Here is a 24,571-nt window from a genome sequence, read left to right as displayed (position 1 = left end):
TTTGAAGCCTAAACAGTATACTGTTTTCGCGCAACGATCTTGCTCGGCTGCGAATGAAGATTTTTGAGGCAGCGAATGGCGCGCGACGCGGCACCCGCCGGCTCAGCCGAACAGGCGCTGGCGCGTCATCGGGTAATGGGTGTTCGCACCGCTGAAGGCGGGGAAATAGCGGTAGTGATCGCGCAGCTCCTCGCGAACCGGCGACTTCATGGCCACGTTGAAGGCCGCAATGTCGTCGAAGGCGACCTCGTTGCCGATCATGTAGTCCGGATCGTCGAACGGCCCGCCCGGCTCGGCCTCGCCCAGCGGCAGGTAGCACGCGATCGCCCGGATGCCGGGCAGCTTGGCCTGGGTGACCGGGTGGGTTGAGATATAGTTCTGGATGAAGGCCGCCTCGTCCTCCGCCGGGCGCTGATAGCGGACGACATAGGAAAACGGGGCTTCGAGCCGAGCCGGCTCCGTTCCGTCCGCGACCGGATACAGCCGGCGCTCGAATGCCGTGCCGGTGGCCGTCGCGCCGTCGGGAAGCGAACCGAAGGCGGCGGCGATGCGAAAGCTCCGGACGGCGTCGATCAGAGCCTCCCGGGTCGCGAAAACAATCTGGAGCAGCAGCGCCGGACCCGCCTTGTCGTGGTTGTAGGGATCGGCGGATTCGCCCTCGGCGGGCACATAGAGATCAACGTGGCGGAAACCGTCCAACCCGGCCAGCGCGGCGAGGGGGCCGGCGCGGAACCAGCGCTCCAGCGCATCGGACGTCTCGGTTGCGCTTGTCACCGCGACCTCATATGTCCATTCCATTCACGTGTCTCCGTTGTCGGGTCAAAGCCTCCGGCGCCATGCCGGATGACCGGTCGACGCAGACCTTACACGGATCGTGCCGAGGCTCGAGCCCTTCCATGCAACGGCGTCCGAAAGCGCCGATGCGTCCGCCGCGCTTTGGCCGGCGCCGCGGACCGGATAGAATCGGTGCACTGCACCCAGGAGGACACAGGTGACCAGTCGGGACCGGGCCGCGCACAAGATGGCGCCGAGACAGACCAGCCTGCGCCAGCAGGTCCGCGACACCATCCGCCGGAAGATACAGCACGGCGAGATCGGCCCCGATACGCGCCTGGTCGACCTGGAGATCGCGAGCCGGATGGGTGTGTCGCGGATGCCGGTTCGCGAAGCCCTGCTGGAACTCGTCAGCGAAGGCTATCTCGCCGGGACCACCCGCGGCTTCGTGCTGCCGAAGCTGTCCATGCAGGACGTCGCCGACATTTTCGAGATCCGCAAGCTGCTGGAACCAACGGCTGCGGCCAACGCGGCCCGCCACCTGTCGGATCGTGCGGAAGCCGATCTGGTGACCGCATACGAGCGCGCCCGTCGTGCCCACCGGGACCAGGACGCCGACGAGATGGGCCTGGCCAACATGCAGTACCGCCAGATCTGGCTGGAGGCCGAACCCAACTGGCGCCTTGCGGCCACCATTTCGCGCTTTGCCGATCAGGTGCAGACGGTCCGCCTCGCGACCCTGAAGAGCCCGGCCACACGGGACGTCGTCATGTCCGGCCTCGACCGCATGACCGCAGCCTTCCGGCACCGGGACGCCGACGCCGTCGAGGCGGCCGTGCGGATCTTCATCGAAGACGCGGAAGCCCATTTCTTCGCCACTCAGAAGGCGGCCGGGGACCGGCCCGACGCGGGGCGCCGACGCTCAAGCGTCTGATCCCGGGACCGGTCGCTGCCACAGGCGCACGTCAGGGTGGCGATGATCGGACCGTCGCAGATGACCGCGCCCCCGAGCCCGCTCGGCACGATATATTTCGTGAAACTATCCAATACGCGCGCAGATCGCATCTGGATCCTCCGGCAACCTGAAGCATGCAAGGTTAGCACAAGCTAATCCAGCGCAACGTGTCACCGACCGCAGATCACGCTTTCGTTTTTCGGCGTGCAGGCGGTGGTTCTCCCAAAGCGCGCCTCCCCGGCCATCAGCCATGGTTGAACGCGTGCACCCGTGGGGCAGCGCTCGACGCACCCTCCTCCTACTGTCGCCCGCGCGATCCTGCGCGGCCAAAGGAAATGACTTCGGCAATGACGACGCAAGGAACGACCGATCTGAAGAAGCGCTTCGAGTTCACCGGCTTCGACGCCCAGGCCCGGCAGGTTCTGCGCGATCTGAAGCCACTGATTGAACGAGAGCTGCCGAAGATCCTGGACCAGTTCTACACCGACATCGCCAAGCAGCCGGAGGCGAACGCCACCTTCGCGAACGACGCGATGCGTCGGCACGCCCGCGAAAAGCAGTTCGAGCACTGGATGCGGATCATGACCGCGGACTTCGGCGACGACTACATCAAGTCGGTCGAGCGCATCGGCGACGCCCACGCGCGCCTCGGACTGCGCCCGGAATGGTATTTCGGCGGCTATGCAAAACTCGTCTCCGCGATGGTGCAGGCCGTGAGCCGGGCCGGCGCCGGCAAGCGCTTCCTGGGTGGCAAATCGGGTGCGGCAGCCACGGAGCGCGGCATCGACTGCCTGATCAAGGCGGCGATGCTCGACATGGACCTCTGCATTTCCCGCATGGACGAGATCCGGATTACGACCAAACGCACCGAACAGGAGCGGATGGCCCAGGAATTCGAACGCGAGGTGGGCGCGATCGCGGAAACGCTGGCGGCGGCCTCGGAAGAACTCGCCGTCACGGCGAAATCGATGTCCCGCACCGCCGAAACGACCGCCGACCGGACCTCGACGATGGCGGCCGCCTCGGAAGAAATGGCTGCGACCGCCCAGTCCGTGTCCGCGGCAGCCGGCCAGTTGACCCATTCCATCCGGGAAATCTCCTCCCGGGTCCATGACGCGGCCCGCACCTCCTCGGGCGTGTCCGCCGACGCCCGATCCGCAGCCTCGACGATGCAGGAACTCTCCGCCGCCGCCGAGAAGATCGGGGAAATCGTCAACCTGATCGAGAGCGTCGCCTCCCAGACCAACCTGCTCGCCCTCAACGCCACCATCGAGGCCGCCCGCGCCGGCGATGCGGGCAAGGGGTTCGCCGTGGTGGCGAGCGAGGTGAAGAGCCTCGCCAACCAGACGGCCCGGGCAACGGAAGAGATCTCCGGCCAGATCAGCAACATCCAGGCGGTGATGAAGACCGCGGTGGACGCCATCGATCGCGTCGGTCAGTCCATCGAATCGGTCAACGACTCCTCGGCCTCGATTTCGGCCGCCGTCGAGCAGCAGAACGTCGCCACATCCGATATCAGCACCAACATCGGCGATACGGCACGCAGCGCAGCCTCGGTTTCCGCCACCATCCACGAGGTGATGGAAGGGGTGCAGGAAACCAGCAACTCCGCCGACTCGCTCGTCGGCGCGGCGTCGGAGCTCGGCCGTCAGTCGGAGCAACTGCGCACGGGTGTTGCCGGTTTCCTCGCCAAGATCCGCGCAGCCTGACGCGGGTTCGGATCAGGCCGCTCGCGCCCCGACCGGACGGGCCCTCGGGCCTGGGTCCGGCGCGCGGCGGGAACCGCGGCCGCGCTGTCGTCGTTTCCCATGTCCGAGTTATCGGCATGGAGTTCCGACATGAAGACGAGAACCTATATCGCAGCGCTCGTCTCGATGATGGCCAACGCCGTGGTGTTCGGCGTGGGCGCCCTGCTGGTCCTCTATGTGCCAGCGCTGGAAGCCCACGCGGCCGTCCTGCTGCCGATTGTCATCGTGGCAGCGTTCGTGACGACGCCGTTCATCGGCTGGAAGCTGGCGCCGCGCATGCGTGCCCGCAACTGGCGCGATGGAGAGTACGCACCGGCGCGATCGCGGTGAGCGGACCTGTGCCGCCTGGGCCCAGACGGAGGCATCCGAGCGGGCAGACAGCTCACACCCGAGCAGATGCAGCCTCTGGGCGAACCACGGCGGATCGCACACTCCGTCGTCAGCACACCCCCCAAATCTGACTAGAAATTAGGCGACCGGATCGCCCACCGGCCGCCTTTGTGCACGATTCGACACCCGGCCTCACCCTCTCCGGGCACTGGCATCCTTGTTGCAACGCCGAATGCGCCTTCGGCAACGCAATCGAGATTCAATGTCTTCATGAGGAGGGATCATGCTGGGCTTCATTCGTAAAACGGCGCGCCCGATCGCGCTTTCGTTGTGCCTGACCGGCGCGGCGACGGGCGCCGCGCTGGCGCAGGACGACGACACCATCAAGGTGGGCATCCTGCACTCGCTGTCGGGAACGATGGCGATTTCGGAAACCACTCTCAAAGACGTGATGCTGATGCTGATCGAGGAGCAGAACGCCAAGGGCGGACTGCTCGGCAAGCAGCTCGAGGCCGTCGTCGTGGACCCGGCCTCCGACTGGCCGCTCTTTGCGGAAAAGGCGCGCCAGCTGCTTTCCCAGGATGAGGTCGCGGCCGTCTTCGGAAGCTGGACTTCGGTCTCGCGGAAATCCGTGCTGCCGGTGTTCGAGGAACTCAACGGCATCCTGTTCTATCCGGTGCAGTACGAGGGCGAGGAATCCTCCCGCAACATCTTCTACACCGGCGCCGCCCCGAACCAGCAGGCGATCCCCGCCGTCGACTACCTGATGGACCAGGGCGTCGAGCGCTGGGTGCTGGCCGGTACCGACTATGTCTACCCGCGCACGACCAACAAGATCCTCGAGCAGTACCTCAAGGACAGCGGCGTCGCCGACGAAGACATCATGATCAACTACACGCCGTTCGGCCATTCCGACTGGCAGTCGATCGTGTCGGAGATCAAGACCTTCGGCTCGACCGGCAAGAAGACGGCGGTTGTCTCCACCATCAACGGCGACGCCAACGTGCCGTTCTACAAGGAGCTCGCGAACCAGGGGATCGAGGCAACCGACATTCCGGTCGTCGCCTTCTCCGTCGGCGAGGAGGAACTCGCCGGCATCGACACCGCTCCGCTGGTCGGCCATCTCGCCGCCTGGAACTACTTCATGTCGGTGGATACGCCGGAGAATGACGCGTTCATCGAAAACTGGCTCGACTTCATCGGCGACGACAACCGCGTCACCAACGACCCGATGGAGGCCCACTATATCGGCTTCAACATGTGGGTCGAAGCCGTGAAGAAGGCCGGCACCACCGATCCCGACGCCGTCATCGACGCGATGATCGGCGTGGCCGTGCCGAACCTCTCCGGCGGCTATTCGGCGATGATGCCGAACCACCACATCACCAAGCCGGTACTGATCGGCGAAATCCTCGACGACGGCCAGTTCGGCATCGTCTGGGAGACGCCGGGCCTGGTGCCGGGCGACGCGTGGTCGGACTACCTGCCGGACTCCAAGCCGCTGATCTCCGATTGGCGCGCGCCGATGTCCTGCGGAAACTTCAACACCGAGACCGGCCAGTGCGGCGGCCAGGGCGCCTCCGGCCAATAACCGCCTGACCTCAGACGAGACGGCGCGGAGCCAGTGGGGCTCCGCGCCGTTCCTCCGCTCCGGCGGACCTTGGCTTTCACATCAAAACCGCACGGGAACGCCATGCTGCAGCGTCTGCCGACCAGTCGGTTCCGCTCGATCCCCGTATTCGGCGCCCTGTTCTGCCTCGTCGCCCTTCTGATGCTGCTTGCGCCCGATGGGGCGCGCGCCCAGGACGGTCAGGACGCGGAAGAGCTCCGGCCGCTTCTCTCCGGCCTCGACAACGGCCGCGACTTCGCCGCGACCGAAGCCGGCATCCGCGCGATCGCGGCGACCGGCAACCCCGCCGCGGCGCCCCTGCTGCGCGCTCTGCGCAACGGCGATCTGGAGATCCGCAAGTCCGACAACCGCGTCGTTCTCGTGGTCGAGGAAGGGCGCGACGATTTCGCCGTCGACCCGCTGACCGGCGAACGGCTTGGCGAGCTCGGCCGGCGCGACACCAATCGCATCTCCATCAACAACAACATCCGCAACCTGATCGACGAGGTCGTAGCCGGCCTGACGCTGCGCGCCGAGGACCCGGCGATCCGCCGCACCGCGGCGCTGGAAATGCTGGCCGCCGCCTCGGGCGACAATGTCGAGCCGCTGCGGGCCGCGCTGGCCGAAGAGGACGACGCCGGCGTCCGCACGACCATGCAGCGCGCGCTCGCCGCCTCGATCCTGCAGTCCGACGCGCCGACCGAGGAGAAGCTGGAAGCGCTGGAGACCGTGGCCGCCGTCGGCGACCGGCAGGCGCTGCAGCTGCTCAACCGCGCCACGGCCGATGCGGAGCTTGCCGAGCGATCGGCCGAGCTGATCCGGGGCGTCGAGCGCAAGCTGCAGATGTGGGAGTTCGCCCAGAACATCTGGTTCGGACTGTCGCTGGGATCGGTGCTGCTTCTGGCGGCGATCGGGCTCGCCATCACCTTCGGCGTCATGGGCGTGATCAACATGGCCCATGGCGAGATGGTGATGCTCGGCGCCTACACGACGTTCGTCGTTCAGGAGGTGATCCGGCAGAACTTTCCCGAGCTGTTCGGGGCCTCCCTGGCGATCGCGCTGCCGCTCGCCTTCTGCGTCGCCGGCCTGGTCGGCATCCTGATCGAGCGGACGGTGATCCGCTTCCTCTATGGCCGCCCGCTGGAGACGCTGCTCGCCACCTGGGGCATCTCGCTGATCCTGCAGCAGACCGTCCGAGTGATCTTCGGCGCCACCAACCGCGAGGTCGGCAATCCGGACTGGATGTCCGGCGCGTTCCAGCTCGGCGGCCTGTCCATCACCTATTCGCGCATGGCGATCGTCATCTTCGCGCTGATCGTGTTCGGGCTCCTGGTCCTGCTCCTGCAGCGCACCGCCTTCGGTCTGCAGATCCGGGCCGTGACCCAGAACCGGAAGATGGCCTCGACCATGGGCATCCGCACGCCCTGGACCGACGCCCTCACCTTCGGCCTCGGCTCCGGCGTGGCCGGCATCGCCGGGGTGGCGCTCTCCCAGATCGACAACGTCTCGCCGAACCTCGGCCAGAGCTACATCATCGACAGCTTCCTGGTCGTGGTGTTCGGCGGGGTCGGCAATCTGTGGGGCACCTTCGTGGGCGCCCTGTCGCTGGGCGTGCTCAACAAGTTTCTCGAGCCCTATGCCGGCGCGGTGCTCGGCAAGATCCTGGTGCTCGTCCTCATCATCCTGTTCATCCAGAGACGGCCGCGCGGGCTCTTCCCGCAAAAAGGCCGCGCGGCGGAGGGCTGATGACCACCATCTCCCCCATCCTCCTGACCCGTTTCGCCCTCGGCGCGATCGCGATCCTGCTCGTCGGCTCGCTGGTGGTGATCTACCTGAACCTCGCCTTCGACCCGGGCGACCCCTGGCACGTGCCGACCTATGTCGTGAGCCTTCTGGGCAAGTATCTCGCCTTCGCGCTGCTGGCGCTGTCGATCGACCTGGTCTGGGGCTTCGGCGGCGTGCTGACCCTCGGCCACGGGGCGTTCTTCGCCCTCGGCGGCTACGCCATGGGCATGTACCTGATGCGCCAGATCGGCGACCGGGGCGTCTACGGCAACCCGCTGCTGCCGGACTTCATGGTGTTCCTGAACTGGGACGGCCTGCCCTGGTACTGGCACGGCTTCGACATGTTCTGGTTCGCCGCGCTGATGGTGGTGCTGGTGCCGGGCCTGCTCGCCTTCGTGTTCGGCTGGCTCGCCTTCCGCTCCCGGGTCACCGGCGTCTATCTCTCCATCATCACCCAGGCGATGACCTTCGCCCTGATGCTGGCCTTCTTCCGCAACGAGATGGGCTTCGGCGGCAACAACGGCCTGACCGACTTCAAGGACATCCTCGGCTTCAGCATCCAGGCCCGGGAGACCCGCGCCGCGCTGTTCTTCGCCACCGCGCTGGCGCTCTGTCTCGGACTGCTGCTGGCGATCTGGCTGGTCCGCTCCCGGTTCGGCCAGGCGCTGGTGGCGGTGCGCGACGCGGAGGCGCGGGCGCGCTTCATCGGCTACCGGGTGGAGCACTACAAGCTCATCATCTGGACCGTGTCGGCCGCCATGGCCGGCGTCGCCGGCGCCCTCTACGTGCCCCAGGTCGGCATCATCAATCCCGGCGAATTCGCCCCGGCCAACTCCATCGAGGCGGTGATCTGGGTCGCCGTCGGCGGGCGCGGCACCCTGGTCGGCTCCATCGTCGGCGCGGTGCTGGTCAATTTCGGCAAGACCTACTTCACCGGCGCCTTCCCCGAACTCTGGCTGTTCGTGCTCGGCGCCCTGTTCGTGGTCGTGACCGTGCTTCTGCCGCGCGGGATCATGGGCCCGTTCTTCGGCCTCATCGACCGGCGCCGCCAGCGCAAGCTGATCGCAGAGCAGCAGGAAAGCGCCGCCCGCGCCTCCGCCGAACGGGAAGCCGGCGTCGATCCCGACGACACCGCCATGGCCCGGGGAGGCGCTGCGGAATGAGCCTCACGTCCTCGCTTCTCTATCTCGACGGCGTCACCGTCTCCTTCGACGGCTTCAAGGCGCTCAACAACCTCTCCATGGTGCTCCAGGAGGGCGAGATGCGCGCCATCATCGGCCCCAACGGCGCCGGCAAGACCACCATGATGGACTGCATCACCGGCAAGACGCGTCCGGACACCGGCACCATCTATTTCGACGGAACCGTCGACCTGACCCGGCTCGACGAGGCGGCCATCGCCAACGAGGGGATCGGCCGGAAATTCCAGAAGCCGACCGTGTTCGAGAACCACACGGTGCGCACCAACATCGCGCTGGCGCTGAAGGAAAGCCGCTCGCCGTTCCACCTGCTCGTCTCCCGGCTGTCGCGGGAGCAGAACACCCGCATCGACGAGGTGCTGGACACGATCCGGCTGTCGCATCTCCAGAAGGAGACGGCGGCGAACCTCTCCCACGGCCAGAAGCAATGGCTGGAGATCGGCATGCTGCTCGCCCAGGACCCGCGGCTGCTGCTGGTCGACGAGCCGGTCGCCGGCATGACGGATTCGGAGACGGCCGAAACCGCCCGGCTGCTGGTGGAAATCGCGAAAACCCACACCGTCATCGTCGTCGAGCACGACATGGCGTTCGTGCGCGATCTCGACGTGAAGGTGACGGTGCTGCACGAGGGCTCGGTGCTGTCGGAAGGCACCCTCGATCACGTCAGCGCCGACACCCGCGTCATCGACGTCTATCTGGGTCGGTAGGGGGAGGATCATGCTGGAAGTCCGCAACGTCGACCTTCACTATGGCGCGGCCCACGCGCTGCGCTCCGTCAGCCTGACCTGCCGGCCGGGCGAGGTGACCTGCCTGATGGGCCGCAACGGCGTCGGCAAGACCTCGCTCCTGCGCGCCGTCATGGGCCAGCATCCGATTTCCGGCGGCGAGATCGTCTGGGACGGCAAGGCGTTCGGCGCAAGCCCGCCCTACGAGCGCGCCCGCCGGGGGCTGGCCATGGTGCCCCAGGGCCGCGAGATCTTTCCGCTCCTGACCGTGGGCGAGAACCTCCAGACCGGCTTCGCCGGCCTGCCGCCCGCCCAGCGGCGCATCCCGGACGACGTGTTCGAGCTGTTTCCCGTCCTGTCCTCGATGATGAACCGCCGCGGCGGCGACCTGTCCGGCGGCCAGCAGCAGCAGCTCGCCATCGGCCGCGCCATGGTGCGGCGACCGAAGCTCCTCCTGCTGGACGAGCCGACGGAAGGCATCCAGCCCTCCATCATCATCCAGATCGGCAACGCCATCGACTATCTGCGCCAGCGCGGCGACATGGCGATCCTGCTGGTGGAGCAGTATTTCGAGTTCGCCCGCGATCTGGCCGACACCTTCGCCGTGATGGAGCGCGGCGAGATCGTCATGTCCGGTACCCGCGCCGAGATGGACGAGGACAAGATCCGCGCCAACATGACGGTGTGAGATCGACGGGACGGCGGAACGCCGTCTAATCGCTATCCGGTGTCCGGCCCAATTCCCGTTCCGCCACCCGAGCACGGTCCGCCCGCTTCGGCCGGGGCGCTTGCGCGTGCGAATCTCTGTCGCACCTCAGCGCTGCATTATGATGTTTCATACATTACTATAGCATGTTAGACACCTACATCAGATATCTCAATTGGACCTGACATCTCGTGATCACCGCCGCCCAGATGCGCGCCGCGCGCGCCCTCCTCGGCATCGACCAGAAAACGCTGGCGGAAAAGGCCGGCGTGTCCGTGCCGACCATCCAGCGGATGGAGGCGAGCCCCGGCAACGTGCGCGGGGTGGTGGAAAGCCTGACCAAGGTCGTCGAGGCGCTGGATGCCCTCGGCATCGAACTGATCGGCGACAACGCACCGAGCACGGCCCTGGGCCGCGGCGTCCGCCTGAAGGAGCCCGCCCCGCCGCGCGGAGGCTGATGACCGCCCGCCGCAGGTCATGCCCTGAGCGGCCGCCCTGCAGAATTTTCTTCGAACCGCAGATCCGGACGGAAACCCGGCTCCCCCGTGTCCCGGATCTGCTTGAGGATGCCCGGAGATGACCACCGTCACCGGCCAGACCAGCCCGAGCTTCGCCGAGCTCTTCACCCCGAAGCTCGTCACCGTCCTGCGCGAGGGCTACGGCCTTTCGCAGCTCAAGGCCGACGCGATTTCGGGACTGACCGTCGCGATCGTCGCGCTGCCGCTGTCGATGGCGATCGCCATTGCCTCCGGCGCGACGCCCGCCCAGGGGCTCTACACGGCGATCGTCGGCGGTTTCTTCGTGTCGCTGCTCGGCGGCAGCCGCTTCCAGATCGGCGGTCCGGCCGGCGCCTTCATCGTGCTGGTGGCGGCGACCGTCGCCGCCCACGGCATGGAGGGGCTGTTTCTGGCCACGATCCTCTCCGGCCTGATCCTCGCCGCGCTGGGGCTGTTGCGCCTCGGCACCTACATCAAGTTCATCCCCTATCCGGTCACGGTCGGGTTTACGGCGGGGATCGCCGTCATCATCTTCGCCAGCCAGCTCAAGGAGCTGTTCGGGCTGAGCCTGTCGGGCGCCGAGCCCGGGCCGCTTCTGGACAAGCTGCCGGTGCTGTGGGCCGCCGCGCCCACCGCCGACCCGGCGACCATCGGGCTGGCGCTCGCCACCATCGTCATCATCGTCGCGCTGAAGCGGCTGCGCCCGCACTGGCCGGGCCTGCTCATCGCCGTGGCCGCCGCAACCGCCGCGACCTATGCGGCCGGCCTGCCGGTGGCGACCATCGGCTCCAAGTTCGGCGGCATTCCGAGCCAGCTGCCCATGCCGAGCCTGCCGGACATCACCGTGGACAAGATCGTCGCCGTGCTGCCGAGCGCAGTGTCGTTCGCGCTTCTGGGCTCGATCGAGTCGCTGCTGTCGGCCGTCGTTGCCGACGGCATGACCGGCCGCCGCCACCGCTCCAACTGCGAGCTGGTCGCCCAGGGCGTGGCCAACGTGGCGTCGGGCCTGTTCGGCGGGATCTGCGTGACCGGCACCATCGCCCGCACGGCGACCAACGTCCGCTCCGGCGCCCATGGCCCCGTGTCGGGCATCCTCCACGCCGCCTTTCTGGCCATCTTCATCCTGGTCGCCGCGCCGCTGGCGAGCTTCATTCCGCTGGCGAGCCTCGCCGGCGTGCTCGCGGTGGTCGCCTGGAACATGATCGAAAAGCACGCCTTCGCCACCCTGATCCGCACGTCGCGCGGCGACGCGGTGGTGCTTCTGGCGACCTTCCTGCTGACAGTCTTCCGCGACCTGACCGAGGGCATCGTGGTGGGCTTCGCCATCGGGTCGGTGCTGTTCATCCACCGCATGTCGAAGACCACCGCGATCGAGACCGAGCGGCCGTTCGTGTCGGAGGACCGGGCCGACAGCGCCGACGGGGACAGGGAACCCTACCACGAGGCCGGTGCCGACCGGGACGTGGTGGTCTACCGGATTTCCGGCGCGTTCTTCTTCGGAGCCGCCGCATCGGTCGGCGCCATCCTGGACCGGATCGCCGACACCCACCGGGTGCTCATCATCGACTTCGCCGCGGTCCCCTTCATCGATTCCACCGCCGCCAACACCATCGGCGGCATGGTCGAAAAGGCCCGGCGGCGCGGGGTGAAGGTCTTCCTGTCGGGCACCACCCACGACGCCCGGCGCACCCTGGTCACCCACGGCATCAAGCCGCCGGACGTCTCGTTCGAACACTCGGTGGCCGAGGCCCGGTCCAAGGCCCACCTGGTGCTGGCCCGGGTGTGACTCAGGTCCGGTCGAACCCGGTCCATGCGAGCGCGCGCTTCAGCTCTTCCGTCGCGTTTTCCAGATAGCAGCGGCCGTGGGCGAGGATCACCCGCTCCGGCGCCCAGTCGACCATCATCTTAGCCGCCCGCCGGACCTGATCCTTCGGCTTGAACACGAACCGCAGGTCGCGCGGGGTGGAGCCGTGCGGATCGACCACGCCGCCCAGCCCCATGAGGGTGTGCGCGAGGAAGCCGTGCAGATGGTCGGGTTCGAAATTCTCGATGAGATCGGTGAGGATCAGCGTGCGCGAACCGCGATGAAAGAACTCGACTTCGGTGAGAATGTCGCCCGGGACCACGACCTGATCGATCTCGCCGGCCCACCCGTCCGGCGCGCTGCCGCCCAGCATCGCGTCGATCCGGAACCCGCCCTCCTTCGCGTTGGTCTCGACCCCGGGAGCGGCATGAGTGACGGCGGCGGGAAAGGCGCGCTGCCAGGCGGCCAGCGACATCCAGTGGATCCGGTTCGGCGCAACCAGAAAGGCCACCTCGCCCAGCTTGGAGACGGACGCAGTCAGCTCGTCGGTGAGTTCAGTGGGCGAATGGACCCAGAGACGATCGCCGGAGAGGCGGACGATGGTCATGCGTGTTGAAAAAGGAAGCGTCGAGCCGAGGGCGTAGCGCATTCGTACCACCGGTCCGTCGACGATCCAGATGTCGTCCGCCAGCGGCTTCGGAACATTGAGCGGCGGATATGGGTCTGCAGAAAACATTTTGGCAATTCCGGTTCACCCGCAGATGGACGGCTCGTCCCTCTATCGGGCAATGTGGGGTGCGTCCAGCCGGCCGGGAAGGTCGCCCCGGCCCCTCCGTTCCCGCAAAGGATTGCCTCTCGATGTCTGCTGCCGACGCGGCACCGCCCTCCCCCCGTCCGTCCCCGTCGATCCGCGAAGACTACCGTGCCCTGCGCACGCTCACGACCCGCTGGATGGACAACGACATCTACGGCCACATGAACAATGTGGTCCATTATTCGCTGTTCGACACGGCGGTGAACGGCTGGCTGATCGATGAGGGGCTGCTGGATCTGGGTGCGGGCACCCGGATCGGACTGGTGGTGGAGACCGGCTGCCGCTACTTCGCCGAAATGGCGTTTCCCGACATCGTCACGGCGGGGATCAGGGTCGCGCGGCTCGGCACCTCGTCCGTGCGCTACGAGGTGGGCCTGTTCCGCAACGACGCGGACGAGGCAGCCGCGGAGGGGTTCTTCGTCCACGTCTATGTCGACCGGGAAACGCGCCGCCCCGCGCCGCTTGCCGCGGACATGCGGCAACGGCTGGAAACACTCCTGGTCGCCTGACCCGGACGCCGATCGCACCCGCACGGAATTGTTCAGAAGATAAAGAGAGGAAGGCCGCCCGTTGGCCGCGCTCAGGCGACCGAACGGCCCTTTGTCGGCGGCGTACCGCTGACGATCGGCCCGGCAATCGAGTCGGGACCGTATTCGGAGGTCGATTCGACCGACAGAAGATCGGCCAGCCGGGTTCGCGCCCGGTTCACGCGGCTCTTCACGGTGCCGACCGCGCACCCGCAGATCTCCGCCGCCTCTTCGTAGGAAAAGCCCGACGCGCCGATCAGGATCAACGCCTCGCGCTGATCGGACGGCAACTCGTCCAGCACCCGCCGGAAATCGTCGAAATCCATATGGCCGAGCTGTTCGGGATGGCTCGACAGCTTCGCCGCCATGGCGCCGTCCGCGTCCTCGACCTCGCGGCGCTTCTTCCGGAACTCCGAATAGAACGCGTTGCGCAGGATGGTGAACAGCCAGGCGCGCATGTTGGTGCCCGGCTGGAACCGGTCCAGCGAGGTCCACGCCTTCATCAGCGCTTCCTGAACGAGATCATCCGCCTGATCGGCATTGCCTGTCAGGGACAAAGCGAACGCCCGCAGGTTCGGAATGTGCTCCAGGAGTTCTTTGCGCGGGTTCATTACTCGTTGCCCTTCCCGCCGTCGTCCGCCGAGACCGAACGCGATTTGGCATCGAGCTTCTCCAGCAACGAGACGAGATGGTCGGGCATCGGCTCGTTGAGATAGGAATCGTACATCCCCTTCAGCTTCCGCCCGATCTGGGCCTGAAGCTGGGAATCGAGGCCCGGCCCAGCGGCTTCTTTTGCCTTGTCACCCGACACGGGGGGCACTCCCTTTTCGTCCTCGTTCTGCTTCAACACGTTTCAACCTGAGTTTGACCTGACTGCACGTGGCGAGAAACAACGCCCCGATGCCGGCTTGGTTCCGCCTTCCCGCACCGATTCGATTAAAATTTTTTAATTTCCCCGATTTTTTCCGGGCGGCCTATGGAACCAACCCGTTGCCCGATACGTTAACAGCGTCGATCTGACCGGCCGACGGCTGGCAACACTAGGGGGTTTCTTCCGTATGTCGATTGCCATGGCAATTGCGCCGCATCTTCCGTATCTGCGGCGTTTCGCGCGCGCGCTGACCGGAAGCCAGACTGGCGGCGACGCGTATGTTGCGGCGTGTCTCGAAGCCATCATCGAGGATCCGAGCCTCTTCGATGAATCGTTGGAGGCGCGGGTCGCGACCTATCGGGTTCTTCTGAGCATCTGGGACTCCATCGATCTCAACAGCCGGGTCGATCCCGGCGACCTGCCTCACGAGCGCAATCTCGAGGCGATGACGCCGAAGGCGCGGCAGGCATTCCTGCTCACCACCGTCGAGGGGTTCAGCACCGCCCAGGCGGCGACTATCCTGAAGACGGACGAGGCGGCCGTTTCGGCGCTTCTGGACGAGGCCGGCCGCGAGATCGCCAACCAGGTCTCCACCACGGTGATGATCATCGAGGACGAGCCGCTCATCGCCATGGACATCGAGGTCCTGGTGGAGGGCCTCGGCCACGACGTCGCCGGCATCGCGCGCACCCATTCCGAGGCGTCCGAACTCGCGCGCGCCACCAAGCCCGGGATGATCCTCGCCGACATCCAGCTCGCCGACGGCAGCTCGGGTCTGGATGCGGTGAACGAACTCCTGCAGGAGCTCGATGTTCCGGTGATCTTCATCACCGCCTATCCGGAGCGCCTGCTGACCGGTGAGCGGCCCGAGCCGGCCTTCCTGGTCACCAAGCCGTTCGAGCCGGAGGTGGTGAAGGCGGTGATCAGTCAGGCCCTGTTCTTCGACACCCGCGCCGGGAAAAGCCATTCGTCGGTGGCGGCGGCCGGCTGACCGCTCAACCCAGCTTCTGCGCCGGCGACAAGGCCGCTTCGGGACCGCCCCGGAGCGGCCTTTTCTGCGTCCTGAGCCCACCGCCGGCCCGATGGCCACGGCACCGCGCCCGGCAGCGCGGATGCACGTCTCCCTGCGGAGACCGGGATGGGATGGATCCCGGCACAAAAAAGCCCGGGAGCGAGAGGCTCCCGGGCCAGTGACGACCGACAGGGGTCGCCTTGGGAGGATGGTTACATCCGCTGGCTGCCGATCCCGAACTCCGGATAGGCTTCGACGCCCACCTCGGTGCGATCGAGACCCAGCTCCTCGTCTTCCGGCGTCGGCCGCAGGCCCATGATCGCCTTCAGGATGAACCAGAGGATCAGGCTCGCCACGAAGGTGAACGCGCCGTAGGCCACGATGCCGATGACCTGGGTGCCGAGGCTGGCATCGCCGTTGGACAGGACCACGGCCAGCGTGCCCCAGATGCCGGCGACCAGATGGACCGGGATCGCGCCGACCACGTCGTCGATGCGGATCTTGTCCAGAAGCGGCACGACGACCACGACGATGGCGCCACCGATACCGCCGATGATGGCGGCGAGCAGCAGCGACGGAGCGAGCGGCTCGGCGGTGATGGAGACGAGACCGGCCAGCGCGCCGTTGAGCGCCATGGTCACGTCGACCTTGCGGTAGAAGATCTGCGTCAGGATCATCACCACGACCACGCCGGCGGCGGCGGCCGTGTTGGTGTTGACGAAGATGCGGGCCACCGACGAGGCGTCTTCCGGCGAGCCGAGGGCGAGCTGCGAGCCGCCGTTGAAGCCGAACCAGCCGAGCCACAGAATGAAGGTGCCCAGGGTGGCCAGCGGGATCGACGAGCCCGGCAGGGCGTGCGCTTCACCGTTCGGACCGAACTTGCCCAGACGCGGGCCGATCACGATCGCGCCGGCAAGAGCGGCCCAGCCGCCGACCGAGTGCACGATGGTGGAGCCGGCGAAGTCGGAGAAGCCCATCTCGGACAGCCAGCCGCCGCCCCAGCCCCAGGAGCCGGTGATCGGATAGAACACACCGGTCAGGAACACGACGAAGATCATGAACGGCCAGAGCTTCACGCGCTCGGCAACGGTGCCGGACACGATCGACGCGGTGGCCGCGCAGAACACCATCTGGAAGTACCAGTCGGAGGCGGCAGCGTAGTCGCCGGTATCCGACGCCGGATCCGGCACGGAGAACCAGCTGAAGCTGCCGAGATATCCGCCGTCGACGCCGTCATACATCAGGTTGTAGCCGAGCAGCCAGAACATGATGCCGGCCGTCGAGTAGAGCCCGATGTTCTTCAGGCACTGCATCGACACGTTCTTGCCGCGCACGAGGCCGGCCTCCAGCATGGCGAAGCCCGCGGCCATGAACATGACCAGGAAGCCCGCCATCAGGAACAGCGTCGTATTGAAGATGAACGGCACGCCCGGAGCGGCGGCCGCTTCGGCTGCTTCGGCGGCGACGTCCTGGGCGAACGCCCCATGGGTCGTCAGCGCCAGGCCGAGCCCGGCGGCCGAAGCTCCGGTGAGGAGGGTGGTGAGCTTTTTCATCGGCATTCTCTTGTTCAGACTCCTGTTCGAATCCTCGACGCCAGGCCTCACAGCGCTTCCGCGTCTGTTTCGCCGGTGCGAATGCGCACCACCTGATCAATGGAGTAGGTGAAGATCTTTCCGTCACCGATCTGCCCGGTCTTGGCAGCCGCGGCGATCGCCTCGACCACCCGGTCCACCGTTTCGGAGCCAACGGCCACCTCGATCTTGAGCTTCGGCAGGAAGCTCACGGCGTATTCCGTTCCCCGATAGATTTCGGTGTGCCCCTTCTGGCGGCCGTAGCCCTTGACCTCGGTAACGGTCAGCCCCTGGACGCCGATACCCGTGAGGGCATCGCGCACCTCGTCGAGCTTGAACGGCTTGATTATGGCCATCACGATTTTCATGCGTGTTCCCGTTTTCCCTTCTCTTCACACCAACGCGGCGACTGTGACCGGCCCGATGAGCCGGCCAACCGACACGCCCGCCGGCGGGCGGTTTGGGCGCGACAGCCGAAAAGAGAATCAAACCCCGTGCCAATCGGTCCGGGACAGGCCGCACGGGGTCGAAAAAACGGCGAAACTCAGGCGGACAGACGCACGAATGGCGCGCCATTGCACAATATGCCTATTTTATGTGCGATTTTTCGGCGAGACCCGGGGCAATTTCGGCTACCAGAAGGCATTGCCTCAAAAACGATCAGGCCTTCGCCGGATCGATCGGGCGGATCAGCCCTTCCTGGGCGACCGAGGCGACGAGAACGCCCTCCCGCGTGTAGATGAGGCCGCGGCTGAAGCCCCGCGCCCCGCCGGTCCACGGGCTGTCCTGGGCATAGAGGAGCCACTCATCCGCCTTGAACGGGCGATGGAACCACATCGCATGATCCAGGCTCGCAGTCTGGATGGTCTTGTCGAAGACCGAGGTTCCATGCGGAAATAGCGACGTGTCGAGAAGCGTCAGGTCGGAGGCGTAGGCCAGCACGCAGGCATGACTTTCGCGGTCCGGTGGAAGCGGGCCGGTCGTCCGCACCCAGACATACTGGTAGGGATCGAGCTTCTCCCGGGTGAGATAGTGGCGCAGGTCCACGGGCCGGCGCTCGATGGGCCGCTCCCGCTGCCAGTAGCGACGCACGTTCTCCGGCGCGCCGTCGATCACCCGCTCCTTGAACTCCTGCTCGCTCGGCAGGTCCTCCGGCATGGGCAGGCCTTCGGGCAGGTCGATCTGATGATCGAGCCCGTCCTCGTCGACCTGAAAGGACGCCGACATGGAGAAGATCGCCTTGCCGTGCTGGATCGCGACGACCCGGCGGGTGGTGAAGCTGCGCCCGTCGCGGATGCGTTCCACCTGATAGAGGATCGGGACCTCCGGATCGCCGGGCCGCATGAAGTACCCGTGCAGCGAATGCACGCCGCGCCCCTCCACCGTGCGCGTCGCCGCCACTAGCGACTGGCCGATGACCTGACCGCCGAAAACCCGCTGCCAGCCCACCTGAGGACTCCGCCCACGGAAAAGATCTTGTTCCAGCGGTTCAAGATCCAAGATAGCAAGGAGGTCGTCGACAGCGCTCATGGGTCCGGACTTTCGGTGGTGGATCTGATTGCGTCAGACAAGCGCACTTGTCCGCCGGGGAGATCGGCTGTCAAGTTGGCGGCCGCGGATGGCTCGAGGCCAGGCGCCGGCCGGCGGGACACGGGAACACGAAGGCAGACGAGATGAGCACGGTTTCGGATCACGTCGACGTTGCCATCGCCGGAGCGGGTTCGGTCGGGATGACCCTTGCGCTCGCGCTGAAACGCGCCGATCCCCGGCTGAGCGTCGCGGTGATCGACCCGAAACCGGTCGACGCAACCAGGGGCGACGACCGGGCCTCGGCAATCGCGGCCGCGGCCCGGCGTATGCTGGTGCGGCTCGGGGTCTGGCCGGACGTCGCCGCCGACGCCCAGTCGATCGACGAGATGATCATCACCGACAGCCGGCTGCGCGACGCGGTCCGGCCGGTGTTTCTCCGCTTTCTGGGTGACGTGGAGCCGGGCGAGCCCTACGCTCACATGATCCCCAACGACGTTCTGTTTCCGGCCATCGCCCGCCACGCCCTCGATGCCGGCATCCGCACGTTCACCCCCGACAGCGTGCGGATCTTCGAAACCGGCGATGCGGGCAGCGAGCTACGGCTGGCCTCCGGCACCCGGCTGTCCGCCGCGCTGCTGATCGCCTGCGACGGCAAGACATCGCGCCTGCGCGGGCTCGCCGGCATCCGCACCGTCGGCCACGCCTACGACCAGAGCGGCATCGTCACCACGGTCAGCCACGAACTGCCCCATCAGGGCTGCGCCATCGAGCATTTCCTGCCCGCCGGCCCCTTCGCCGTCCTGCCGCTGAAGGGCAACCGCTCGTCGATCGTGTGGACCGAGCGTACCGCCGAAGCCAACCGCCTCGTCGGCCTCGACGACTTCTCCTTCGAGATCGAGCTGGCTCGCCGGTTCGGCCCGGACTGGGGCGAGATCCGGCTGGCCGGATCCCGCTCGGCCTACCCGCTGTCGGTGCAGATCGCGCGCGATCTGGTGGCGCCGCGCTTCGCGCTTGCCGGCGACGCCGCCCACGCGATCCATCCGATCGCCGGCCAGGGTCTCAACATGGGCTTCCGCGACGCCGCCGCGCTGGCGGAGACCGTGGTGGAGGCGCGCCGGATCGGCCTCGACATCGGCTCCCTCGACGTTCTGGAGCGCTATCAGAGCTGGCGCCGGTTCGACACGCTGGAAATGGCGGCGACGACCGATCTCCTCAACAGGCTGTTCTCCAACGACGTTGCGCCGGTGCGTCTGGCGCGGACCGTCGGGCTTGGGCTGGTCGACCGCCTGCCCGGCCTCAAGCGCGTCTTCATCCGCGAGGCCGCCGGCCTCGCCGCCTCCAGCCCGAAGCTCTTGCGCGGGGAAGCGATCTGAGGCGTCGGGCCCTCCGTACCAAGAACACCGTCGCGGCGGCCGGCCGCCGACAATCCCAGGTGGCTGAATGGAAGCGTTTTTCTACAATCTCGTGCCCGTCGCGATCATCCTGGTCGCGATCGTGCTGGTGCTGGGCCTGATCAATCTCATCCGCGGCGGCAACCCCAACCGCTCCCAGCGCCTGATGCGATGGCGCGTGATCCTTCAGTTCATCGCCATCATCATCATCATGCTGGCCATCTATTTCATGCGCGGCTGACGGCCGATCGCGAACGCGATCCGCAGCCCTCCCGAACACGGCGACGGAGAACGACATGGTTGTCCTCAACAAGATCTACACGCGCACCGGCGACGACGGGACCACAGCGCTGTCGACAGGCGAGCGCCGGTCGAAGGCCGATCTCCGGGTGGAAACCTACGGAACCGTCGACGAGCTGAATGCCGCGCTCGGCCTGGCCCGGCTGCACACTGGAGAAGGCGAGTTCGATGGAATGCTGGCCCGCATCCAGAACGAGCTGTTCGATCTGGGCGCCGACCTGGCCACGCCCCCCGGCGGCCCCCACGAGGACAAGGCGCTCCGGATCGTGGCCAGCCAGATCGAGCGGCTGGAAACGGAAATCGACCGGCTGAACGCGGACCTGGAGCCGCTGCGCTCCTTCGTGCTGCCCGGCGGCACGGCCCTGGCGGCACATCTCCATCACTGCCGCACGGTCGCGCGGCGCGCCGAGCGGCTCACCGTGGAGCTTGCCGGTCGCGAGCCGATCACCGCCGAGGCGCTGACCTATCTCAACCGGCTGTCCGACTTCTTCTTCGTCGCGTCCCGAGCAGCCAACGACGGCGGCCAGCTGGACGTCCTGTGGGCTCCGGGAAAGACGCGTTAACCCCGTCAGACCATGCCGGCAACCGGTCGCGGAGGCGGCTTCGGCTTCCGCGTTGACACCATTTTCGCCCGCAAGTACGGTCCCGAAACTTCCCGGCATCGGTGGCCTCGCGAAGTCGGACGACGCCCTCCAGGCGCTGTCGACACGGCCCCGGTGCCAGGTCTGGGACCGCAGGAGTTTGCGCAATGAAGATCCTCGTGCCCGTCAAGCGGGTGGTCGACTACAACGTGAAGGTCCGGGTCAAGCCGGACGGGTCCGGCGTGGACCTGGCAAACGTCAAGATGTCGATGAACCCGTTCGACGAGATCGCCGTTGAAGAGGCGATCCGGCTGAAGGAAGCGGGGACGGCCACCGAGATCGTGGCGGTGTCGATCGGCCCACAGCAGGCCCAGGAGACGCTGCGCACCGCGCTGGCCATGGGCGCGGACCGCGGCATCCTGGTGAAGACCGACGCGGTTCTGGAACCGCTGGCGGTGGCCAAGGTGCTGAAGGGCGTGGTCGAGGCCGAGGAGCCGGGCCTCGTCATTCTCGGCAAGCAGGCGATCGACGACGACGCGAACCAGACCGGCCAGATGCTGTCGGCGCTTCTGGGCTGGGCCCAGGCGACGTTCGCCTCCAAGCTGGCCATCAGCGGCGAGGAGGCCGAGGTCACCCGCGAGATCGACGGCGGCCTGCAGACGATCAAGGTGAAGATGCCGGCGATCGTGACGACGGATCTTCGCCTCAACGAGCCGCGCTATGCGTCGCTGCCGAACATCATGAAGGCGAAGAAGAAGCCGATCGACGAGAAGACCGTCGAGGACTTCGGGGTGGATCCGTCGCCGCGGCTGGAGGTCCTGAAGACAGAGGAGCCGCCGGCGCGCCAGGCGGGCGTGAAGGTCGCCGACGTGGCCGAGCTGGTGTCGAAGCTGAAGAACGAGGCGGGGGTGCTTTAAGCAACCCCGGCATAAAGTGGGAACCGGTTTTCCGTCCGGGATTGCGTAGACGAGACTGTTCCGCTCACGCCGGCTCGCGTTGCTCGCGGCTCCGACTGAGGCCGACCCTGCTTCCGATCTCCATGCACAGGCGCGCTGACCGGCGCTGCCGACCAGAAAGAGACGACAGACGATGACCACGCTTCTCATTGCGGTCCACGACAACCAGACCCTCAGCGAGCAGACGGCGAAGGCGCTGACCGCGGCCAACGCGCTGGGCGGTGACGTCCATGTGCTGGTGGCCGGCAAGGACTGCGCCGCCGTGGCCGGCGAGGCCGCCGCGCTCGAAGGGGTGACCAAGGTGCTGCACGCCGAGGCCGACGCGCTCGCCGCGCCGCTGGCGGAGCCGATGGCCGCGCTGATCGTTTCGTTGGCCGACGGCTATGACGCCATCGCCGCGCCGGCGACCACCTCGGGCAAGAACGTCATGCCCCGCGTGGCGGCGCTGCTCGACGTCATGCAGATCTCCGAGGTCATGTCAGTGGAGGCGCCAGACACGTTCAAGCGGCCGATCTACGCCGGCAACGCGGTCCAGACGGTGAAGTCGACCGACGCCAAGAAGGTGATGACGATCCGCACCGCCTCGTTCCAGGCGACGGGTGCCGGCGGATCGGAAGCCCCGGTGGAACAGGTCTCGGCCGCCGAGGACCCGGGCGTGTCCAGCTTCGTCGGCGAGAGCCTGTCGGAATCCGACCGGCCGGAGCTGACGTCGGCGAAGATCATCATCTCCGGCGGCCGCGCGCTCGGCTCGGCGGAGAAGTTCGAGGAAGTGATCACGCCGGTGGCGGAGAAGCTGGGTGCCGCGATCGGCGCCTCGCGCGCCGCCGTCGACGCGGGCTACGCGCCGAACGATCTGCAGGTCGGACAGACCGGCAAGGTTGTGGCGCCGGACCTCTACATCGCCTGCGGCATCTCCGGCGCGATCCAGCATCTGGCCGGCATGAAGGATTCCCGCGTCATCGTCGCCATCAACAAGGACGAGGACGCTCCCATCTTCCAGGTCGCCGACTATGGCCTCGTGGCGGATCTCTTCGAGGTCCTCCCGGAACTCGAAAAACAGATCCAGAAGTAGCTCAGCCTGCGCCTGAACGGCCACAGCCGGCGACCAAAGTTCGAACCCGCGGCCCCGGCGCCTTGTGCCGAGGCCGTGATTGACCCAAAGTCGCGCCGCGGTGGCAATTGGCTCGAGTATCGGTCGAGGACGGCATGGTCGAAATCAAGAAAGTTGGCGTAATCGGCGCCGGTCAGATGGGCAACGGAATCGCCCATGTGTGCGCCCTGGCGGGCTATGAGGTCCTTCTGAACGACGTCTCGATGGACCGGGTTCAGTCCGGCATGGCGTCCATCAACGGCAACATGGCGCGTCAGGTCTCCTCCGGACGGATCTCGGAAGAGGAGCGCAAGGGCGCCCTGGAGCGCATCGGTCCGGCCGAGCACCTCGACACCCTCGGCGACGTCGACCTGATCATCGAATCGGCGACGGAGAACGAGCAGGTCAAGCGCAAGATCTTCGCGCAGGTCTGTCCGCTCCTGAAGCCGGAAGCGATGCTGGCGACCAACACCTCCTCGATCTCCATCACCCGGCTGGCGGCAAGCACCGACCGGCCGGAGCGCTTCATCGGCGTTCACTTCATGAATCCGGTTCCGATCATGGAGCTGGTCGAGCTCGTCCGCGGCATCGCGACCGAGGACGAGACCTTCGACGAGGCCAAGCGGTTCGTCGCCAAGATCGGCAAGACCGCCGCGGTCGCCGAGGATTTCCCGGCCTTCATGGTCAACCGCATCCTGCTGCCGATGATCAACGAGGCGATCTACACGCTCTATGAGGGCGTCGGCTCGGTGGAAGCGATCGACACCGCCATGCGGCTCGGCGCCAACCACAAGATGGGCCCGCTGCAGCTCGCCGACTTCATCGGCCTCGACACCTGTCTGTCGATCATGCAGGTGCTGTATGAGGGACTCGCCGATTCCAAGTACCGTCCCTGCCCGCTCCTGGTGAAATATGTCGAGGCGGGCTGGCTCGGCCGGAAGGCCGGCCGCGGCTTCTACGACTATCGCGGTGAGACCCCCGTCCCGACCCGCTGACCGGATCGACAGGTCCGCACGGGCGCGAAGGCCCGGCGGCATCCTGGTGCTTGCCTGCCTTCTTGCGGGCGTCCTGCTGCCGAACGCCGACCTGAAAGCAGCGCCGGAATGCCGGGGCGTCTCGGCGCAGACGGACCGGGTTACCGAAATCGCACCGGGCCCGGTGCTCGTGACGGCCTCCGGTCTCACCCTCGTTCCCGGTGGGATCTTCGTGCCGCCGGCGGCGGAGGCAGCCCTTGCCGCCCGTCTCTCGGATCTGATCGGGCAGACGGTCGGCTACGAGATCTACGGGCACGACCGCTACGGCCACGCGCTGGCGCAGATCTTCCCGTCCCGGTCCGGCGACCGGTCCCTGTCCGCAGAGATTGTGGCCGCCGGTCAGGGCGCGGTTCTGCCCGATGCCATAGAAACGCCTTGTCTACCTGAACTTTTGCGCATCGAGGGCGAGGCACGCGCGGCGTCTCGCGGGCTTTGGGGCTCGGTCTTGAGAATTCGTCAAGCAGCCGAACCTAAACTTGCGACCCACGCCGGCACTCTGGGCCTGATCGAAGGCCGCGTGCTGTCGGTGGGAAACACGACGACGAATCACTATTTGAACTTCGGCCGGAACTGGGCGTTGGATTTCACCGTCATGATCCCCGTACGGGATGCAGGATCGTGGGGGGCCGGCGCTCCTGTTCCGGAAGAACTGGCCGGCCGGAAAGTGAGAGTCCGGGGCCTCCTGGAAGAATGGAACGGCGCCTTGATCCGCGCATGGCACCCCGCGCAGATCGAACGCATCGACGATCGCGACTGAGTGAA

26 protein-coding genes are annotated in these 24,571 nt (G+C 66.7%); 19 read left to right on the top strand and 7 right to left on the bottom strand.

Annotation, left to right across the window (positions count from 1 at the left end):
- Positions 1 to 102: 102 nt before the first annotated feature.
- Positions 103 to 798 (bottom strand): EthD family reductase, encoded by a 696-nt coding sequence (locus tag J2S73_RS01440; RefSeq protein WP_306883642.1) that lies wholly within the window; start codon positions 796 to 798, stop codon positions 103 to 105.
- A 193-nt stretch (positions 799 to 991) separates the two neighbouring features.
- Between J2S73_RS01440 and J2S73_RS01435 the strand changes: the two genes are divergently transcribed.
- From J2S73_RS01435 to J2S73_RS01390, 10 genes are all read left to right on the top strand, one after another.
- Positions 992 to 1,708: a GntR family transcriptional regulator gene (locus J2S73_RS01435; RefSeq protein ID WP_306883641.1), complete on the top strand. Its 717-nt coding sequence runs from the start codon at positions 992 to 994 to the stop codon at positions 1,706 to 1,708.
- Between the two features lie 368 nt (positions 1,709 to 2,076).
- On the top strand, positions 2,077 to 3,438 hold the full coding sequence (locus tag J2S73_RS01430) for a globin-coupled sensor protein (RefSeq protein ID WP_306883640.1): 1,362 nt from the start codon (positions 2,077 to 2,079) through the stop codon (positions 3,436 to 3,438).
- 129 nt (positions 3,439 to 3,567) lie between these two features.
- Positions 3,568 to 3,807, top strand: coding sequence for a hypothetical protein (locus J2S73_RS01425; RefSeq protein WP_306883639.1), 240 nt, complete (start codon positions 3,568 to 3,570; stop codon positions 3,805 to 3,807).
- A gap of 283 nt (positions 3,808 to 4,090) precedes the next feature.
- On the top strand, positions 4,091 to 5,398 hold the full coding sequence (gene urtA / locus J2S73_RS01420) for an urea ABC transporter substrate-binding protein (RefSeq protein WP_306883638.1): 1,308 nt from the start codon (positions 4,091 to 4,093) through the stop codon (positions 5,396 to 5,398).
- A 102-nt stretch (positions 5,399 to 5,500) separates the two neighbouring features.
- Positions 5,501 to 7,162 (top strand): urea ABC transporter permease subunit UrtB, encoded by a 1,662-nt coding sequence (urtB, locus tag J2S73_RS01415; RefSeq protein WP_306883637.1) that lies wholly within the window; start codon positions 5,501 to 5,503, stop codon positions 7,160 to 7,162.
- Positions 7,162 to 8,364, top strand: coding sequence for an urea ABC transporter permease subunit UrtC (urtC, locus tag J2S73_RS01410; RefSeq protein WP_306883636.1), 1,203 nt, complete (start codon positions 7,162 to 7,164; stop codon positions 8,362 to 8,364). Before urtB ends, urtC begins: the two co-directional genes overlap by 1 nt.
- Entirely contained in the window at positions 8,361 to 9,107 is a 747-nt protein-coding gene (urtD, locus tag J2S73_RS01405) for an urea ABC transporter ATP-binding protein UrtD (RefSeq protein ID WP_306883635.1), read from the top strand. Before urtC ends, urtD begins: the two co-directional genes overlap by 4 nt.
- 10 nt (positions 9,108 to 9,117) lie before the next feature.
- Positions 9,118 to 9,813 carry an urea ABC transporter ATP-binding subunit UrtE gene (gene urtE / locus J2S73_RS01400; protein WP_306883634.1) on the top strand — a complete coding sequence of 232 codons (696 nt, stop codon included), beginning with the start codon at positions 9,118 to 9,120 and terminating at the stop codon, positions 9,811 to 9,813.
- Between the two features lie 209 nt (positions 9,814 to 10,022).
- Positions 10,023 to 10,289: a helix-turn-helix domain-containing protein gene (locus J2S73_RS01395; protein WP_306883633.1), complete on the top strand. Its 267-nt coding sequence runs from the start codon at positions 10,023 to 10,025 to the stop codon at positions 10,287 to 10,289.
- Between the two features lie 118 nt (positions 10,290 to 10,407).
- Positions 10,408 to 12,114, top strand: a complete 1,707-nt coding sequence (locus tag J2S73_RS01390; protein ID WP_306883632.1) for a SulP family inorganic anion transporter — start codon at positions 10,408 to 10,410, stop codon at positions 12,112 to 12,114.
- Between the two features lies 1 nt (position 12,115).
- On the opposite strand, the gene J2S73_RS01385 is transcribed toward J2S73_RS01390, so the two are convergent.
- Positions 12,116 to 12,868 carry a DUF4336 domain-containing protein gene (locus tag J2S73_RS01385; RefSeq protein ID WP_306883631.1) on the bottom strand — a complete coding sequence of 251 codons (753 nt, stop codon included), beginning with the start codon at positions 12,866 to 12,868 and terminating at the stop codon, positions 12,116 to 12,118.
- 122 nt (positions 12,869 to 12,990) lie between these two features.
- Between J2S73_RS01385 and J2S73_RS01380 the strand changes: the two genes are divergently transcribed.
- Entirely contained in the window at positions 12,991 to 13,455 is a 465-nt protein-coding gene (locus tag J2S73_RS01380) for an acyl-CoA thioesterase (protein WP_370874372.1), read from the top strand.
- Positions 13,456 to 13,526: 71 nt separating this feature from the next.
- Here J2S73_RS01380 and J2S73_RS01375 read toward each other — a convergent pair whose 3' ends face one another.
- Both J2S73_RS01375 and J2S73_RS01370 read right to left on the bottom strand, forming a co-directional pair.
- Positions 13,527 to 14,084 carry a sigma-70 family RNA polymerase sigma factor gene (locus J2S73_RS01375; protein ID WP_306883630.1) on the bottom strand — a complete coding sequence of 186 codons (558 nt, stop codon included), beginning with the start codon at positions 14,082 to 14,084 and terminating at the stop codon, positions 13,527 to 13,529.
- Positions 14,084 to 14,284 carry a NepR family anti-sigma factor gene (locus J2S73_RS01370; RefSeq protein ID WP_306883629.1) on the bottom strand — a complete coding sequence of 67 codons (201 nt, stop codon included), beginning with the start codon at positions 14,282 to 14,284 and terminating at the stop codon, positions 14,084 to 14,086. Before J2S73_RS01370 ends, J2S73_RS01375 begins: the two co-directional genes overlap by 1 nt.
- Before the next feature lie 247 nt (positions 14,285 to 14,531).
- Between J2S73_RS01370 and J2S73_RS01365 the strand changes: the two genes are divergently transcribed.
- Entirely contained in the window at positions 14,532 to 15,335 is an 804-nt protein-coding gene (locus J2S73_RS01365; protein WP_306883628.1) for a response regulator, read from the top strand.
- Between the two features lie 233 nt (positions 15,336 to 15,568).
- Here J2S73_RS01365 and amt read toward each other — a convergent pair whose 3' ends face one another.
- From amt to tesB, 3 genes are all read right to left on the bottom strand, one after another.
- Positions 15,569 to 16,909: an ammonium transporter AmtB gene (amt, locus tag J2S73_RS01360; RefSeq protein WP_306883627.1), complete on the bottom strand. Its 1,341-nt coding sequence runs from the start codon at positions 16,907 to 16,909 to the stop codon at positions 15,569 to 15,571.
- Between the two features lie 47 nt (positions 16,910 to 16,956).
- Positions 16,957 to 17,295 carry a P-II family nitrogen regulator gene (locus J2S73_RS01355; protein ID WP_306883626.1) on the bottom strand — a complete coding sequence of 113 codons (339 nt, stop codon included), beginning with the start codon at positions 17,293 to 17,295 and terminating at the stop codon, positions 16,957 to 16,959.
- Between the two features lie 292 nt (positions 17,296 to 17,587).
- Positions 17,588 to 18,457 carry an acyl-CoA thioesterase II gene (gene tesB, locus J2S73_RS01350; protein ID WP_306883625.1) on the bottom strand — a complete coding sequence of 290 codons (870 nt, stop codon included), beginning with the start codon at positions 18,455 to 18,457 and terminating at the stop codon, positions 17,588 to 17,590.
- Between the two features lie 143 nt (positions 18,458 to 18,600).
- On the opposite strand from tesB, the gene J2S73_RS01345 reads away from it, so the two are divergent.
- From J2S73_RS01345 to J2S73_RS01315, 7 genes are all read left to right on the top strand, one after another.
- Entirely contained in the window at positions 18,601 to 19,830 is a 1,230-nt protein-coding gene (locus J2S73_RS01345; RefSeq protein ID WP_306883624.1) for a ubiquinone biosynthesis hydroxylase, read from the top strand.
- Positions 19,831 to 19,897: 67 nt separating this feature from the next.
- Positions 19,898 to 20,089 carry a twin transmembrane helix small protein gene (locus J2S73_RS01340; protein ID WP_306883623.1) on the top strand — a complete coding sequence of 64 codons (192 nt, stop codon included), beginning with the start codon at positions 19,898 to 19,900 and terminating at the stop codon, positions 20,087 to 20,089.
- A gap of 55 nt (positions 20,090 to 20,144) precedes the next feature.
- Positions 20,145 to 20,711: a cob(I)yrinic acid a,c-diamide adenosyltransferase gene (locus tag J2S73_RS01335; protein ID WP_306883622.1), complete on the top strand. Its 567-nt coding sequence runs from the start codon at positions 20,145 to 20,147 to the stop codon at positions 20,709 to 20,711.
- 185 nt (positions 20,712 to 20,896) lie between these two features.
- Entirely contained in the window at positions 20,897 to 21,646 is a 750-nt protein-coding gene (locus tag J2S73_RS01330) for an electron transfer flavoprotein subunit beta/FixA family protein (RefSeq protein WP_306883621.1), read from the top strand.
- A gap of 172 nt (positions 21,647 to 21,818) precedes the next feature.
- Positions 21,819 to 22,757, top strand: a complete 939-nt coding sequence (locus J2S73_RS01325) for an electron transfer flavoprotein subunit alpha/FixB family protein (protein WP_306883620.1) — start codon at positions 21,819 to 21,821, stop codon at positions 22,755 to 22,757.
- A gap of 134 nt (positions 22,758 to 22,891) precedes the next feature.
- Positions 22,892 to 23,770 carry a 3-hydroxybutyryl-CoA dehydrogenase gene (locus J2S73_RS01320; protein ID WP_306883619.1) on the top strand — a complete coding sequence of 293 codons (879 nt, stop codon included), beginning with the start codon at positions 22,892 to 22,894 and terminating at the stop codon, positions 23,768 to 23,770.
- Positions 23,771 to 23,933: 163 nt separating this feature from the next.
- Positions 23,934 to 24,566 carry a thermonuclease family protein gene (locus tag J2S73_RS01315; protein WP_306883618.1) on the top strand — a complete coding sequence of 211 codons (633 nt, stop codon included), beginning with the start codon at positions 23,934 to 23,936 and terminating at the stop codon, positions 24,564 to 24,566.
- The last annotated feature ends 5 nt before the right edge of the window (positions 24,567 to 24,571 follow it).

Source organism: Amorphus orientalis (genome assembly GCF_030814015.1).
GTDB lineage: Bacteria > Pseudomonadota > Alphaproteobacteria > Rhizobiales > Amorphaceae > Amorphus > Amorphus orientalis.
This window is presented reverse-complemented; position numbering and strand designations above follow the sequence as displayed.

What these genes read in the sequence shown, in the direction of transcription:
- J2S73_RS01385 (WP_306883631.1), bottom strand. Translation starts at nt 12,868, where the DNA reads ATGTTTTCTGCAGACCCATATCCGCCGCTCAATGTTCCGAAGCCGCTG.
- J2S73_RS01365 (WP_306883628.1), top strand. Translation starts at nt 14,532, where the DNA reads ATGTCGATTGCCATGGCAATTGCGCCGCATCTTCCGTATCTGCGGCGT.
- amt (WP_306883627.1), bottom strand. Translation starts at nt 16,909, where the DNA reads ATGAAAAAGCTCACCACCCTCCTCACCGGAGCTTCGGCCGCCGGGCTC.
- J2S73_RS01440 (WP_306883642.1), bottom strand. Translation starts at nt 798, where the DNA reads ATGGAATGGACATATGAGGTCGCGGTGACAAGCGCAACCGAGACGTCC.
- J2S73_RS01380 (WP_370874372.1), top strand. Translation starts at nt 12,991, where the DNA reads ATGTCTGCTGCCGACGCGGCACCGCCCTCCCCCCGTCCGTCCCCGTCG.
- J2S73_RS01325 (WP_306883620.1), top strand. Translation starts at nt 21,819, where the DNA reads ATGACCACGCTTCTCATTGCGGTCCACGACAACCAGACCCTCAGCGAG.
- J2S73_RS01335 (WP_306883622.1), top strand. Translation starts at nt 20,145, where the DNA reads ATGGTTGTCCTCAACAAGATCTACACGCGCACCGGCGACGACGGGACC.
- urtE (WP_306883634.1), top strand. Translation starts at nt 9,118, where the DNA reads ATGCTGGAAGTCCGCAACGTCGACCTTCACTATGGCGCGGCCCACGCG.
- J2S73_RS01375 (WP_306883630.1), bottom strand. Translation starts at nt 14,084, where the DNA reads ATGAACCCGCGCAAAGAACTCCTGGAGCACATTCCGAACCTGCGGGCG.
- J2S73_RS01425 (WP_306883639.1), top strand. Translation starts at nt 3,568, where the DNA reads ATGAAGACGAGAACCTATATCGCAGCGCTCGTCTCGATGATGGCCAAC.
- J2S73_RS01345 (WP_306883624.1), top strand. Translation starts at nt 18,601, where the DNA reads ATGAGCACGGTTTCGGATCACGTCGACGTTGCCATCGCCGGAGCGGGT.
- J2S73_RS01330 (WP_306883621.1), top strand. Translation starts at nt 20,897, where the DNA reads ATGAAGATCCTCGTGCCCGTCAAGCGGGTGGTCGACTACAACGTGAAG.
- tesB (WP_306883625.1), bottom strand. Translation starts at nt 18,457, where the DNA reads ATGAGCGCTGTCGACGACCTCCTTGCTATCTTGGATCTTGAACCGCTG.
- J2S73_RS01390 (WP_306883632.1), top strand. Translation starts at nt 10,408, where the DNA reads ATGACCACCGTCACCGGCCAGACCAGCCCGAGCTTCGCCGAGCTCTTC.
- urtB (WP_306883637.1), top strand. Translation starts at nt 5,501, where the DNA reads ATGCTGCAGCGTCTGCCGACCAGTCGGTTCCGCTCGATCCCCGTATTC.
- urtC (WP_306883636.1), top strand. Translation starts at nt 7,162, where the DNA reads ATGACCACCATCTCCCCCATCCTCCTGACCCGTTTCGCCCTCGGCGCG.
- J2S73_RS01340 (WP_306883623.1), top strand. Translation starts at nt 19,898, where the DNA reads ATGGAAGCGTTTTTCTACAATCTCGTGCCCGTCGCGATCATCCTGGTC.
- J2S73_RS01430 (WP_306883640.1), top strand. Translation starts at nt 2,077, where the DNA reads ATGACGACGCAAGGAACGACCGATCTGAAGAAGCGCTTCGAGTTCACC.
- urtA (WP_306883638.1), top strand. Translation starts at nt 4,091, where the DNA reads ATGCTGGGCTTCATTCGTAAAACGGCGCGCCCGATCGCGCTTTCGTTG.
- J2S73_RS01320 (WP_306883619.1), top strand. Translation starts at nt 22,892, where the DNA reads ATGGTCGAAATCAAGAAAGTTGGCGTAATCGGCGCCGGTCAGATGGGC.
- J2S73_RS01355 (WP_306883626.1), bottom strand. Translation starts at nt 17,295, where the DNA reads ATGAAAATCGTGATGGCCATAATCAAGCCGTTCAAGCTCGACGAGGTG.
- urtD (WP_306883635.1), top strand. Translation starts at nt 8,361, where the DNA reads ATGAGCCTCACGTCCTCGCTTCTCTATCTCGACGGCGTCACCGTCTCC.